The 13,850-nt window shown below is 65.5% G+C and carries 14 protein-coding genes; 7 read left to right on the forward strand and 7 right to left on the reverse strand.

Annotated elements, in window-relative coordinates; all coding sequences use genetic code 11:
* Positions 1 to 40: 40 nt before the first annotated feature.
* The 4 genes from OG819_RS03380 to OG819_RS03395 are packed head-to-tail and all read left to right on the forward strand — an operon-like array spanning position 41 to position 2,971.
* On the forward strand, positions 41 to 367 hold the full coding sequence (locus OG819_RS03380; protein ID WP_266647942.1) for a hypothetical protein: 327 nt from the start codon (positions 41 to 43) through the stop codon (positions 365 to 367).
* Positions 367 to 1,650, forward strand: a complete 1,284-nt coding sequence (locus OG819_RS03385; RefSeq protein ID WP_266647943.1) for a putative T7SS-secreted protein — start codon at positions 367 to 369, stop codon at positions 1,648 to 1,650. The genes OG819_RS03380 and OG819_RS03385 overlap by 1 nt, the downstream gene beginning before the upstream one ends.
* Entirely contained in the window at positions 1,647 to 2,351 is a 705-nt protein-coding gene (locus tag OG819_RS03390) for a hypothetical protein (protein WP_266647945.1), read from the forward strand. The genes OG819_RS03385 and OG819_RS03390 overlap by 4 nt, the downstream gene beginning before the upstream one ends.
* Complete coding sequence (locus OG819_RS03395) at positions 2,348 to 2,971, forward strand: hypothetical protein (RefSeq protein ID WP_266647947.1); 624 nt, start codon at positions 2,348 to 2,350, stop codon at positions 2,969 to 2,971. The genes OG819_RS03390 and OG819_RS03395 overlap by 4 nt, the downstream gene beginning before the upstream one ends.
* Before the next feature lie 585 nt (positions 2,972 to 3,556).
* Here the strand turns inward: OG819_RS03395 and OG819_RS03400 are convergent.
* From OG819_RS03400 to OG819_RS03410, 3 genes are all read right to left on the reverse strand, one after another.
* Positions 3,557 to 4,906, reverse strand: a complete 1,350-nt coding sequence (locus OG819_RS03400) for an ISL3 family transposase (RefSeq protein WP_266647383.1) — start codon at positions 4,904 to 4,906, stop codon at positions 3,557 to 3,559.
* A gap of 124 nt (positions 4,907 to 5,030) precedes the next feature.
* Positions 5,031 to 5,333 carry a hypothetical protein gene (locus OG819_RS03405; RefSeq protein ID WP_266647949.1) on the reverse strand — a complete coding sequence of 101 codons (303 nt, stop codon included), beginning with the start codon at positions 5,331 to 5,333 and terminating at the stop codon, positions 5,031 to 5,033.
* A 24-nt stretch (positions 5,334 to 5,357) separates the two neighbouring features.
* Entirely contained in the window at positions 5,358 to 5,870 is a 513-nt protein-coding gene (locus OG819_RS03410; protein ID WP_266647951.1) for a hypothetical protein, read from the reverse strand.
* 134 nt (positions 5,871 to 6,004) lie between these two features.
* Here OG819_RS03410 and OG819_RS03415 point away from each other — a divergent pair, with 134 nt between their 5' ends.
* Positions 6,005 to 7,303 (forward strand): ISAs1 family transposase, encoded by a 1,299-nt coding sequence (locus tag OG819_RS03415; protein ID WP_266647952.1) that lies wholly within the window; start codon positions 6,005 to 6,007, stop codon positions 7,301 to 7,303.
* On the opposite strand, the gene OG819_RS03420 is transcribed toward OG819_RS03415, so the two are convergent.
* From OG819_RS03420 to OG819_RS03430, 3 genes are all read right to left on the reverse strand, one after another.
* On the reverse strand, positions 7,291 to 7,752 hold the full coding sequence (locus tag OG819_RS03420) for a S8 family serine peptidase (RefSeq protein WP_266647953.1): 462 nt from the start codon (positions 7,750 to 7,752) through the stop codon (positions 7,291 to 7,293). The two genes, OG819_RS03415 and OG819_RS03420, sit on opposite strands and share 13 nt — an antisense overlap.
* A complete protein-coding gene (gene ltrA / locus OG819_RS03425) occupies positions 7,749 to 9,020 on the reverse strand; it encodes a group II intron reverse transcriptase/maturase (RefSeq protein WP_266647954.1) in 1,272 nt (423 codons plus the stop codon). The genes OG819_RS03420 and ltrA overlap by 4 nt, the downstream gene beginning before the upstream one ends.
* Before the next feature lie 637 nt (positions 9,021 to 9,657).
* On the reverse strand, positions 9,658 to 10,161 hold the full coding sequence (locus OG819_RS03430; protein WP_266647955.1) for an NUDIX hydrolase: 504 nt from the start codon (positions 10,159 to 10,161) through the stop codon (positions 9,658 to 9,660).
* A gap of 163 nt (positions 10,162 to 10,324) precedes the next feature.
* Between OG819_RS03430 and OG819_RS03435 the strand changes: the two genes are divergently transcribed.
* Positions 10,325 to 11,563: an IS701 family transposase gene (locus tag OG819_RS03435; RefSeq protein WP_266647957.1), complete on the forward strand. Its 1,239-nt coding sequence runs from the start codon at positions 10,325 to 10,327 to the stop codon at positions 11,561 to 11,563.
* Between the two features lie 407 nt (positions 11,564 to 11,970).
* Complete coding sequence (locus OG819_RS03440) at positions 11,971 to 13,359, forward strand: IS1380 family transposase (RefSeq protein ID WP_266622617.1); 1,389 nt, start codon at positions 11,971 to 11,973, stop codon at positions 13,357 to 13,359.
* A 169-nt stretch (positions 13,360 to 13,528) separates the two neighbouring features.
* Here OG819_RS03440 and OG819_RS03445 read toward each other — a convergent pair whose 3' ends face one another.
* The gene (locus tag OG819_RS03445) at positions 13,529 to 13,843 is read right to left on the reverse strand and encodes a hypothetical protein (RefSeq protein WP_266647959.1); all 315 of its coding nucleotides are present in this window, start codon (positions 13,841 to 13,843) and stop codon (positions 13,529 to 13,531) included.
* Positions 13,844 to 13,850: the final 7 nt, after the last annotated feature.

The following is a 13,850-nucleotide window of genomic DNA, read 5'->3' on the forward strand; positions in this document are numbered from 1 at the left end:
ATGCCCGGAATTCTATTTTTTGCCGCCACGGGGGTGCTTGGTGGGGGACCACTTCAAAATCGATGTCGACCAATTGGACCGATTCGTCAAAACACTTCAGCAGGCGACGAAAGACCTCGACGATGCGCGCAAGGCGCTTGCACACGTCCGCGCCGCTGAGATCGGGACGTCACGACTGGACGAGGCCTGTGACACATTCCAGGAACGGTGGAAGTACGGGTCTGAACAGTTGAGCGAGATGATCGGCGCCATCGGTGAGGGCGTGAAGGCTAACAAGCTGAGTTATGAAGAATTCGAAGAGAATCTGCAAAACGCCCTCAAGCAGATGGCCAAGGCCTCTACGTCGGGCGACGGGGTGAAGGGCTGATGGCCGTGAACCCGTATCCGAATCTCGGCTGGAACCCGGCTCCTGGCGTACCCGGTGAAGTCGCCGCGCTACAGCAGAAGGTGAAGGCCGCGGCAGCAGCGCTGGACAGCTCCTACCAGCAGATCGAGCGGCTCCTCGGAGAGAGCGCGCACTGGGAGGGTGACGCGGCAGACGCCTTCCGGGAGGCCCTGGACGGTGAGCTGCCGAAGTACATGATGAATGCCGGGCATTCGCTCGGCAAGGCAGCGGCGTGGCTCGACGTCTGGAATGGAGACCTCTCCTCCCACCGCGACCTTGCGAAGAAGTACGACGAGGAAGCAGGCGACAAGAAGTCCGCCGCCGAGAAGGCGAAGCAGCACCATGACGAGGCGGCCCAGCACCCGGACCTCCAACTCGCCGGGAAGGAGTTCCCCAGTCAGCAGGAGGCCGACTCCGCGACAGCGCGCCTACGCGCCGCCGAGCGCTCACTCAATGAGGCCACCACCCAGCTCGACAACGCCAATCAGGCCTACGCGGACGTCATCGCCAAGGCCCGCGCTCTGGAGAACGAGCACAAGGAGAGGGCCGACGTCATCTCCAGGAAGCTCGACGAGGCGGACGATAAACTGGCTCCCAAGGAACCCGGGTGGCTCAGTAAGACCCTTGAGGGCATCGGGGAGGCCCTCAGCAAGGTGGGGCAATTCCTGCTGGACCACGCCGGAACCATCGGGGCGATCGCCGGCCTCCTGGCGCTCTTCCCCACGCCTCTCGCGCCTGCTTTCGCCGCCATCGCCATCGTGGCCAGCGCTGCTTCACTGGCCAAGAACCTCTCCAGCGAGGACTTCAGGGACTCCCTGACGGGTCAGTACGGATGGAACGCGGGCCTGACCGCATGGGGCTCCCTCGTTGGCGACACCATGGGGGTGGTACCCGGAATCGGCATCTTGGCCCGAGCGGGAAGCGAGGTGGGCCTGGCGTCCGCGGTGGCCAGGGAGGGCGGTGAGGCGATGTCGTTGGGCGCCAAGGCCGGTACTTTCGCCAGCGAGGTGAAGGCCGTCAACTCGTACCGTGCCCTGGACGTCGCCACCAGCCCCACCAAGGGATTGGACTGGACCCTCAACGGCATCAACACCGCGGCGAACTCGATCTCCTCGGCGGAGACCATCGGGTGGCTCCCGGAAGACGGCATCGGTCACGACTCCACGGAAACCACCAAGGCCGGCGTGGCGGCGTCCGGCGCGGCAGGCACGCTCGGGACCTTCGGTACCGATATCGCTGAACTCGCAAGGAGTATCCGGCTGTGAACAAGCACCTCGGCGTTGCCGACACCGCGCCGCAGCCGATGCTCTGGTACGGACTCCCCCACGGGTATCTGGAACTCGATCTCAATCCGTCGTCGGAGGGGGTCGCGGAACTGGCACGGCGGGTCAGCGGATTCCCCCAGGAGGTCCGCGACCGGGTGGCGCAGCTGTTTCGCCTGTACGCCACAACCGTGATGATGCTGCGGAAGCAGTCAGTGGCCACCTGCGCGCTAGGCATGCACCCCGACGGCAACGGAGAGGCGTCGCTGTCGGTCCTCACCATTTCAGCTGTTCCGTCCACCGGAGCGAACCCCAAGCTCGTCCTGGCCGACATGGTGACCTCCCACGCGGGAGGAGGTGCCAGCGACGGCATGCAGCCCATCGAACTACCGGTTGGCATCGGGTTCTTGACCGAGCAGGTACGTAAGACAGCGGCACCCGGTGTCCCGCCCGAAGGGCAGGAGGAACCCCTGGAGGGTTCGGTCTGGCAGGGAATGGTGGCGGTACCGGACACCCGTACCCCGTCGATCATCACCGTGCAGTTGGTGACACCAGCGGTCGAACTCGCCGACGATTACCGCGCCGTACTGCTTGGTACCGCACGCACCTTGACGTTCACCGACCCGACAGCTGCGGGGACGGGACACGACGCCGACTCGGTGTCCAGCTCCGCCGCGCAAGCCGTAAGGAACGACTTCGGATGAGTGCGCACCAACAAGCGCGAAGCGCTCCGGTGGGACCGTCGACTCCGTACGACACCGATGCGGCGGACTTCCGCAGCTCGGTGAAGCGTCACTACGGCACCGTCTTGAAGCGGTTCGCGAAACGCTTCGCAGTCTTCCTGCCGCTATGGCTTTTGGTGTTCATCACAGGCAGTGACTACGCAGTGCCGGTGTCCATTCTCGGCTTCCTCGGCCTCCTCATCTCTGCACTCCGCCTCTGGGCTCACCTGTCATGGCTCCGCAGGTGCTCCAAGGTGTTCCGTGAATATCCTCTCGAATACCGCTCGCAGTTCGTGAAGCTCGGCACAGGGAGAGGACGGGTCCTCACCTTCCGACTGGCCGAGGAGCAGTCCGGAGCCCCCGTGATGTCGGCTGTCAATCTCTTCGACAGTGGATGGCCGACAGACATCGAAGATGGTTTCTGGTTCGCCGGCGACGAGCTGTTCGGCGGCATCGCCTTCCTACCCCATACCGGGGAGTTGCTGTTCATGCAGCCTCAGGAATGGATCCTGATGAGAGAGCAGCGGGCGAACGCCGACTCTGAACGTGTCATGAGAGCGAAGTGCGCGGGCATCAAGGGCTATGTCTCCCTGACGCGATAGGCGGTACGGGCGACCGCGGAAAACCCATCACCAGGTAGACAAGCGGACATGGTGCCGCTCATTCACAGCTGCCCCTGGCCAGGGGGCTGTTGAGTATAGGGGTTGGGGTGCTGCGGAGGCTGTGCCGGAGGAGCGGGGTGCCCGTGTCCCTGGTTGGGAGCTGGGGTGGGGTACGGCTGTTGGGCTGTCGGGTACGGCGCTTGCTGGGGCGGGTAGCCCATGTTCTGCGGGGAAGTGCCGTTGATGGGGCCGCCGTTCCCCGGGTTGTTGCGCTTACGGGTTACGACGAAGGTGACGACGGCGGCAATCACGGCTCCGATGCCGATGATGCCGACGATAAGGACGATAAGGACGATGGCGCCCATCGAGGAGAGTCCCTTCTCATTCTCGGGCTGATTCGCTGTGGTGTCGTTGTTTCCGCGTGCCTCGGCGGCCAGCTGGATCCGACCGAGCGGAGACTAACCGTGAGCCGCTTGGGGATATCCATCGTGAGGCCCTTGTAGAGGCGGATCATCCGTAGCTGGGTCACTGCAAAATTGCGAGCACTACGAGACAAAGCAGCAGGGTTATAGCGGGTCTTCGAATTTAGTGGGGGTGTGCCTCCCGTCGGCTTCGCCGGGTGGTTGCGCAGCGTGAGCGGAGGCGTTGGTTCGCTCGGTTGCGGAAGCCGAAGGCGTTACGCGCTTCGAGCTTGATGAGGCGGTTGTTGCCCTCCGAGGCGGCGTTGGTGATCCCGGTGGTCAGGTAGGTCTCGATGCCGTCCCACCACTGCTCGATGGTCTCGGCGAGGGTGACGAGTTCGGGCAGGTGAGCGTGGTCGGCGACGTGGGCGAAGAAGCGGTGGCGGGCGGTGGAGATCGCGGAGTGGTCGGGGGTGACGTGCCTGCGGGTGACGGTCAGGCCCAGGAGGTCGCGCAGGAGTTCCTTGCCCTGCCAGGCCGCATAGATCTGTCGGCCGTAGGTCCCCATGTACTCCAACTCGGTCTTGAGGAGCTCGCGTTGTTCGTCGGTGAGGTCTTCCTTGTTGCGGCGCAGGAGCTTGCGGACGCTGTAGATGCTGTCGCCCTTGCGGGCCCGGCGGCCGTGCTGTTTCCAGGTGAGGCGTCGGCGCAGGTCGGCGAGGTGGCGCTGGGCGAGTTGCACGATGTGGAAGCAGTCCACGACCACCGCCGCGTGCGGCAGGGCACGGTGGACGGCGGCGCGGAAGGTGGAGCACAGGTCGATGGCGACGTAGCGGACCTGCTCGCGCCAGGCGGCGGGCCGGGCCGTCAGCCAGTCGGCGACGGAGGCGGAGTTGCGGCCCTCGACCTGGCCGAACAGGCCGCGCCCGCCGATCGCGTCGACGAAGCCGATGTGCCAGGCGTCCGCGACCAGCTCCCACTTCTCCGTGTCCGGGTTCTGCTCCCACACCGGCTTACCCCGCCGGGTCTCGTCGATCCCGATCGCCTCGGTCACCGGCGGCTCCTCGGGCAGGACCTTCGCGGCGTAGTCCTCGAAGCAGTGCTGCACGATCGGCCAGGACAGGCCCAGATCCCGGCCGGCCTGCACCACCGATCGCCCGCCGTCACACACCGCGGCCCCGGCCGCCCGCCGAAGCGCCCCGGTCGTACGCATCCGCGCGGGTACCTGGCCTATGGACTCGGTGAACGAGCGGCGGTCGCAGTCGAGTTCGGTGCAGTGCCAGCGTGCCTTGCGCCACCGGATACTCACCGGGCGCCCGCCGCAGGACAGGTGTCTGGGGGCGGTGGTGCGGTAGTCCTTCAGCCGGGTGGAGAAAACCCCGCACGAGGGGCAGGCCCTCGCGGACTCCTCGTTCGTCACGACGTATACCGTCGATCCGCCTGCCTTGTCGTCCTTGACCTGCGTCACACTCACCCCCTCCAGCCCAAGCAGTCGCGTCGCAGCCTCGTTGGTCCCGGTATCGTCGATGCTCAAGCCCGTGGGTTCTTCATGATCGGTTGCCTAGACAACAACCATGATCACGAAGACCCGCGGGCTCCTTGCGTCCAGGCCACCCACACCCCAGGCCCATCACGCTCGGTGACTGAACGTCAGGCCGTCACCGCCGCACCCCCACTAAATTCGAAGACCCGTTATAGCGTGAGCTCCTGCCCCCCCACCTCTTCAAAGCGCGATTGTCATCGCGGTACCCGCGCAGCATGACCACGAGACCCACGTGCGTACCGATCAGATCGAGCACTGTCAGCCACAAAAATTTGCCAGACATGATCGACATAAAGAGGAGCAGCCAAGGGGCAACGAGTGCAATCCCGAGCAAGAAGGTGGTGAAGTGGTTCACGGTATGCGACGTCATCTCATCGGCAGCGGATTGGGGATTCAGATCCGGCAGCTCCGAGTTCACAGCCCCTCCAAGGGGGAATTACTCCTACTGCCCTTGGTGCGGGGGCTGTTGGGCGTAGGGGTTGGGGTGCTGCGGAGACTGTCCCGGAGGAGCGGGGTACCCCTGGTTGGGAGCTGAATTGGGGTAAGGCTGCTGGGTAGGCGGGTAGCCCAAACCCTGAGAAGAGACGCCACCGCCGGATCCGGGGCCGCCATTACCGCCGTTGCGGCGGTTTCGGATTACCACGATGACAATCGCGCCGATGACCACAACGACTGCGACACCGCCAGCAATGACGAGAATGTTACTGGAGGAGGACTTCTTCTTTTTAGCCTCGGTTGAGGTGCCCGTTCCCTTGGATGCCTCGCTGGAAGTCGAGGTGGACGACTTGAGCTGGCCGAGAGGGTTCTCCTTGGAGCCTGCGGGGATGTCCATTGTGACCGCCTGGTAGGGGCGGATAATCCCGTATCCGTACTCCTCGTCAGGTGCCTTCAGTCCCTTGTGGCCGAGGAACGAGGCCGACTTGATGAGGCGGTTGATGACCTGGCCTGCGGTCACGGCCCCGGCGTAGTTGATCTTTGATGGGTTTTGGGTCGTTTGCCCAGGGGGAGGGGTGCGAGTTGCCAGACGAGCGCGGCCTCTGATGATCTTTCAGGTTCCTACGCCAGAAGATCGTCTCAGGAGCCGCGCTCGTGTCCGCATCCTCCCTGATCAGCCCTGTCCTTGGCCAGCTCACCGATCTCGCGCTGTGGGAGGCCGAGCTCGCCGCCGACCCTGTGGCAGTGGAATCCGCGCTGGTCAGCAGGTTGCGGCAGGTCCCTGACCGGCGTGCGGAGCGTGGGCGGCGGCATCCCCTGGTGGTGATCCTGGTGCTGGCCGCGTGCGCGACGCTGGTGGTCGGTGGTGACTCCATGACCGCGATCTGGCAGTGGTCCGCCCGCGCCCCGCAGGTCAAACTGGCCCGCCTCGGCGCCCGGTACGACCCGCTGGCCGGCCAGTACCTTGTGCCCAGCGAGCGCACCTTCCGCCGCGTGCTCGCCGACCTGGATGCCGACGTGCTGGACGCGGCGACCTGCGCATACGTCACCGACGTCGCGACCGGAAAGGCACCGACGCCCGAGGTCCCGGACACCCCGGGGCCCATCGAGCGCGAACAGCGCCGCGCCGCCCAGCGGGCCGTGGAACACCCGGCGGCGGCCGGGCTGCTGCCCGCTGCGGCTCTCGACGGCAAGGCCCTGACCGGCGCCCGCACCGAATCGGGGCGGGTCTTCCTGGTCGGGGCGGTCGACCACGCCAGCGGCGCGGTCCTCGGCCAGAGGCAGGTTCCGGACAAGCGCGGCGAGGGCGAGGCGGCCCGCATGCTGCTGGCCCAACTCGCCTTGTCCGGCCGGGTGTTCACCCTGGACGCCCTGCACACCACGAAGAAGACCGCCCACCTGATCACGGACCGGCTCGACGCCCACTACGTCCTGATCCTGAAGGGGAACCAGCCGCTGGCCCGCGCCGCCGCCCAGGCGCTGCTGGCCGGTACCGACGCCGAGTGGACCGAGACCACCGAGGCCGAGGACGACCGTGGGCACGGGCGCACCGAGCGTCGCACGATCCGCACCGCCCAAGCCGACGACGCCCTCTTCCCCGGCGCGGGACAGGTCTTCCGCCTGCGCCGTGACACCGGCGGCCTCGACGGAACCTGGACCGGGAAGGAGATCGTCTTCGGCGTCACCAGCCTGCCCGCCCACCTCGCAGGCCCCGCTCACCTCAACCACTACGAGAGGGTCCACTGGTCCATAGAAAACAAGATCCACTGGGTGCGGGACGTCACCTTCCATGAGGACAACTCCCAGGTCAGGACCGGCACCGCACCCCGAGCACTGGCCAGCTTCCGCAACCTGGGCATCAGCACGCTCCGCCTGGCCGGACGAGCCAACATCGCCCACGCCCGCCGCGATCTCCTCAACCACAACGACGCCTTCGCCGTCTACGGCATCTGATCAACTACCACGAAGCCGGACACAACCGAACAACGCCGGGGCCGTGGGCCTGCGGTGAGGTCGGGGTGCTTTGCGCGGACCAGGGCGGCAGTAGCGGATACGTAGGCTGTGGAATCCGATGTACCGGTTGACAGACTGTACTGCTGCGACCGAGTCATATCCGCCGCGAGAATGTCAACACCGGGAGCCATGAGCGTGAGCCCCTTTCCAGTATTGGAGCCATCCCAGCGGTTTCCCTCTTTGTTTACAGCGCCAACAGACACCACTCCTGGCAGCGCCGCCGGCTCATCGACAGCAATAGACCCATCGTTTCCTGCAGATGCAACAACTACGACATCGTGTGCTTGTGCATACGCGATGGCCGCACGACCGTCGCTTAGTAGTCGGGTCGCCCGGGGGAATCTCACCCCCGGGCTCCCACGGAACCGTACGTGACAGTCTCCCGTCATACGGCTCTTGTCGTTCTGGGCCTCGCCCCTGCCGGGGCCGCCCAGGTCCAGTGAGCGAAGTACTTCGGGCGCAACGTGTGGCCTTGGGCCAGCCGTTGCAGGGCTTGTTTCATCCCGACCCGGTACTTCTTCTGAATCCACCGCAGCAAGTAGGTGTTGATGCGGTCGAACAGCGGATACAGCGCTGAGCGGTAGAAGCGCCCGTAGTAGTTCATCCATCCCCGAACCACCGGATTGACCGTCCGGGTCAGATCGGATGACTCCTGCGCCGTGCGCCGGTGCAGCCTCCAGGACCGCACCGTCCTGCTCAGCCTCTTCAGGGCTTGGTTACTGATCGCGGGCAGGAACGCGGTGAACATCACCCCGTGTCTGTCCTTGGCTCCTCGCGGCCGGAACGTGAACCCCAGGAACGTGAACTCGGTGACCGGAAACCGGCCCCGACGGTTGTCGTCCTTGCAGTACACGATCCTGGTCTTGTCCGGATGCAGCTCCAGACCGACCTCGGCCATCCTGGACCGCAGCGCGGCCAGGACACGTTCCGCTTCCGCCAGGGTGCGGCAGTGCACCACCGCATCATCGGCGTAACGCTCGAACGGGCAGCCCGGGTACTCTCGGACCATCCACGCATCGAACGCATAGTGCAGAAACAGGTTCGCCAAGACGGGCGACACCGCAGAACCCTGCGGCGTGCCCTCTACCCGCTCAGTCGTGGACCCGTCAGGCAGGCGCAGCCCCGCGGCCAGCCACCGCTTGACATACAGCACCACCCAACCGGCGTCGGTGTGCGCCTCGACCGCGGCCACCACTTTGTCCCACGGGACGGTGTCGAAGAACTTCCGGATGTCGAGCTCGACCACCCAGTCGAACCGCCAGCACCGCTCCCGGCAGGACGCAACGGCGTCCAGTGCCGACTTGCCCGGCCGATACCCGAAGGAGTCCGCGTGGAAGATCTGCTCCACCCGCTCCGACAGATGTCCGGCCACCACCGTCTGCGCGACCCTGTCGGCGACGGTCGGCACCCCTAACACCCTGATGCCACCCCCGCTCTTGGGGATCGGCACCGCTTTGACGTCCGGTGGGAAGTACGTGCCCGAGGACATCCGGTTCCAGACCTTGTACAAGTTGTTCTTCAGGTCCTTCTCGAACGCCTCGACCGACACTCCGTCCACCCCGGACGAGCCCTTGTTCCCTCTCACCTTCACCCAGGCGTCCCACACCTCCTGCTTGGAGATGTCGAACGGCTTGGCCGACGCTTTCAACTCGTCCATCCCGCTCCTCCCGGAAAACTTCCGGTTGACCGAACAAACCAGTCACGAACAACCCGGCCCCTTCGCTCCACCCCGATTACCGGGGCTTGCCCACTACTACGAGCCGGTCCGCCGGCGCGCCGCGCGACGGTACTCAGCACCCGGTCGGAGGACTTCCGGACCGGGCTCTTCCTGTCGCCCCGGCCGCTGAGCCAGGGCAGTATCGCGACACGCCTTCCCACGTTCCGCACGGAAGCCGCAGACCGGGCTCGCGCCGCCTTCATGCCGGACACCGCCTGGCCAATAAGCGGTCACCCGCCAGGCTTGTCCCGGGATCCTGAAGTCACCCCGGTTTCGATGTCACCTACTACTTACGACACGTCATCAGCGGTTCACTCGCGTTCGCCTTCCCGGTCCCCACCTGACGCCTGACCAGCGCCTTTTCCCCGGACGCTCACCACGACGGTCTTCAGCCAACGCAGCTCGGGGCGGTTTGACGCCTCCCACCGCAGGGCGACGCCGAAGGGCCACAAGACCTTCATCTTCCGCACAGCACCACATCAAGCAGGGTCTCTGCCTACATCAACCTCACTCTCAGTGTTCGTGGCACACCTCCAGCTGTAGATCGTGATCTTCGTGTGGTGGCCATCGTCTGGCGTCACCAGCGGGCGACCAGCGTCTCGTCTCTACCTCGGTTGCGGTACAGCCAGGTGGTCCCGGGCGCGACATCCCCGGTCAGATAGCCGACGATGGGCTCCCGCTGTGTTGCGCTGTCCAGCTCGCCGAGCAGCTTCAGGGCGTCGGGCAGGGGGAAGAAGGCGGCCTGTTTGATGTCGTCGTCCTGTGGCGCGATGTCACCCGACCACTCGTCGATCTCGAAGGCAGCGGCCAGTGCCGAAGGGTAGGGCTCGGAGTCGATGTGCATGAGGAATGCGGTCCGCACCGGGTCGCCTACCAGCAGGCCGGTCTCCTCCCGTAGCTCGCGCCGGAGGGCTTCGTGCATGAGCTCGCCGTCCTCGACCCCGCCACCGGGCAGCGACCAGAGGATCTCGCCGGCGGCGCCGAGACTCTCTCGCACGAGCAGGATCTCGTCGCCTTGGCGGATGATGCCAATGACCAACTGCACCCGGGGTTTTGGGGCCTTCGAATCCTCTGCCGTCATGCCGCAGACCGTACGTGATGGCCAGTGCGCGGATAGCCAGGGCCGGTGCGGTGACGGGTGCGGCCACCGTTGATCATCGTGAGTTGTGTGGACTGACGAAGAGACGGTGGCCGCAGGTCACAGCATAGATCCAGGCCGTTGGCGGGAGGTGTTCGAGGTGGCCATGGGCCGCATCGCAGGCCGGTTTGCCCGGGTCGAACCCCGGCTGCGGGCTGGGCGGTTGGTGCTGGGGCTGCTGTCGGACCTGCCGCGCAAGAACTGCTGGACGATCGCGGAGTGGGCCGGGGAGAAGACCCCGCATGGCATGCAGCACCTGCTATGCCGGGCCGCCTGGGACGCCGATGCCGTGCGGGACGACGTGCGCGAGTACGTCGTCGAACATCTCCACGACGAGGCGGCAGTGCTGGTCGTGGACGAGACCGGCGATGTGAAGAAGGGCACCCGCACCGTCGGGGTTCAGCGCCAGTACACCGGAACCGCCGGACGGATCGAGAACTCCCAGGTCGCCGTCTACCTCGTCTATGCGGGCGCCCGCGGGCACGCGGCGGTGGACCGGGAGTTGTACGTCCCGCGCTCGTGGACCTCGGACCCGGACCGATGCCGGGCGGCCGGGCTCGGCGAGGACACCGTCTTCGCCACCAAGCCGGAGCTGGCCCGCACGATGATCGAACGGTTCCTGGACGCCGGGCACCGCATCGACTGGGTGACCGGCGACGAGGTCTACGGCGGCAACCCGAAACTGAGGTCCGCCCTGGAAAAACGCGGCCTGGGCTATGTCCTCGCAGTGGCCTGCTCGGCCGAAGTGACCACCGGTGCGGGCACGTTCCGCGCCGACGCGCTGGCCAGGAAGCTCCCGAAGCGGGCCTGGCAGAAACTGTCCGCCGGACGCGGCGCGAAGGGGCACCGCTACTACGACTGGGCCGTCATCGACCTCACCGACCCGGCGCCCGGCCACCGTCAGCTGTTGATCCGGCGCAACCGCACCACCGGAGAACTCGCCTACTACCGCTGCCATTCCACCGGGCCGGTCCCGTTGCACACCTTGGTCAGGACGGCCGGATCCAGGTGGCGGGTGGAGGAGACCTTCCAGATCGAGAAGGGCCTGGCCGGACTCGATGAACACCAGGTCCGCCGTTACCCGTCCTGGAGCCGCTGGGTCACCCTCGCCATGCTCGCTCATGCCTTCCTCGCAGTCGTCCGCGCAGACGAACACACACATCGCGCCGGACCGGACGACCTGGCCCCGCTGACCTGCAACGAGATCCAGCACCTGTTCCTCGCCGTCACCGTCCGGCCGCTGAACGACCTCGCCCACCGGCTCGGCTGGTCCGACTGGCGACGACGCCACCAGGCACGATCACAGATCAGCCATTACCGCCGACAAGCCGCAGCCCAGACATGAAGATCACGATCTACAGCTGGAGTACTAGGAGGGTCCCTTCTCATTCTTGGTATCTAGATCACAGCAAAACTGCGAGTATGACGAGACAGGGCAGTCAGGTCGTGCTGCCAGTTCCCACCCCACCAATTCCGAGCACGATTGTCATCGCGGTGCCCCTACGGTTCGATGAAGAGAACAACGTGCATACCGAGAAACAAGGGCGTCAGCGCTTTTCTGGCCACGAACCTGTTGACTCTTGGCCACCTCACCTTTTTCACTCACTCCCCGTTTTGGATAATTCCTTAACCTGGATCCACCGGCTTGATGTCTGTGGACAGTTTCTCGGGGAACGAAGAAGTGCCTTGTGACCTGCGATGATGGGGTTTCTCTAGGACCACATCAGGCACGATCAGCAAGGCACTTCCGAGATGCAATCTTCCCATGCCGCAGCGGCGGTCTCATCCGCGTTCGACGACCCGAACCTAATCGCGTACGGCGGCCTGGAGCCGGTGGTGCGGTTGGCCGAGCGGTGCGGTCTGCCCGCACTGGTCGGGGAGTACATCCGTCTGCCGGCCTCGAAGGACGGCACCGGTGCCTTCCCCACAGCGAAAGTGATGTCGCTGGTGGGCGGCATGGTCGCGGGCGCCGACAGCATCGATGACATGCACCGGCTACGGCACGGCGCGATGGGCCGCCTGTTCTCCGGTGTGCGGGCCCCGTCCACGCTGGGGTCGTTTCTGCGTTCCTTCACGCACGGGCATGTGAAGCAATTGCACGCCGTGGCCCGCCGGTTCCTTCCCGAACTGGCCCGTCACGCCCCGCTGCTGCCCGGCGCGGACCAGGTCGCCTACGTGGACATCGATGACACCATCCGCCGCACCTACGGCTACGCCAAGCAGGGCACCGGTTACGGATACAGCAAGGTCAAGGGCCTGAACGCGCTGCTCGGCATCGTCTCCACACCCCTGGCCGCCCCGGTGATCGCCGCCACGAGGCTGCGCAAGGGACCATCGAACTCCGCGCGCGGGGCGGCAGCGTTCGTCGCCGAGACCATCCGCACCGCCCGCGCCTGCGGCGCGAATGGCCTGCTGGTGATGCGCGCGGACTCGGCGTTCTACGGCGCCGATGTCGTCAACTCCTGCCGGGCGCTGGGCGCGCGGTTCTCCATCACCGTGCGGATGAACGCTTCCGTCAAGGCCGCCATCGCCCGCATCGATGAGGACGCCTGGATGCCGATCAAGTACCCCAAGGCGGTCTGGGACGAGGAGGGCCAGTGCTGGATCTCCGACGCCGAGATAGCCGAGACCGGCTACACCGCCTTCACTTCCAAGCCGAAGAAGCAGCAGGTCACCGCCCGTCTGATCGTGCGCCGCGTCAAACGCCTGAACACTGGCACCGTCCCCGCCGGACAGGGCACGCTGTTTGACACCTGGCGCTACCACGCCGCGTTCACCGACTCCCCGCTCTCCTTGAACGATGCCGAGCGTGATCACCGACGGCACGCTGTCGTCGAGCAGGTGATCGCGGATGTCAAGAACAGCGCCTTCGCCCACGCACCCTCCGGGCATTTCCAGGCCAATGCCGCGTGGCTCGCCCTGGCCGCCCTGGCGCACAACCTGACCCGCGCCGCCGGCGCACTGGCCGGCACGTTCCATGCCAGAGCGACCACCGCCACCATCCGTGACCACCTGATCAACGTGCCCGCCCGCCTGGCCCGCTCCGCCCGCCGCCTCACCCTGCACCTGCCCGAACGCTGGCCCTGGAGCACGGACTTCACCCAGCTCTTCAGCATCGTGCACGCGCCACCAGCCCCCTGACACTCCCCGACCGACCTGCCCGAAAGGGCCCGAGAACTGCGGAAAAGTGGAAAGGCTGGGCAGACCAGCGGCCACCCCACGCCCGAATCCGCAACTCAGCCCCGACACGCCCTGCACGACCCCGAACCGATCACACCACAATCAAGCCGGTGGATCCGGGCTTAATAAATCACGCAGCCATAGAGTAGGCCGATACACTCACCAAGAAGCTGGCCACCATGGTTGCGAAGCCTAGGTAGATGCGCGGCTTTTCATTCCGGCGCCAAGCTCGAATCGTGAAAAAGAGCGCACTATAGGTGATGCACATATTAAATACCGGGATCCAGATGAGACCCAAGTGCGTTCTCGCTCCATAGATGAAAAGCAGCGGAACGAAAATCGCCACCGCAATCAGCAGCCAGATATAGAATAGATAGCTACTATGCGCAAAAATACCATTTTCCGCTTTTTGTTCCTCCATGGGGGGAAGTTCGGGGACGATCATGATCTTC

Source organism: Streptomyces sp. NBC_01549 (assembly GCF_026339955.1).
Lineage (GTDB): Bacteria > Actinomycetota > Actinomycetes > Streptomycetales > Streptomycetaceae > Streptomyces.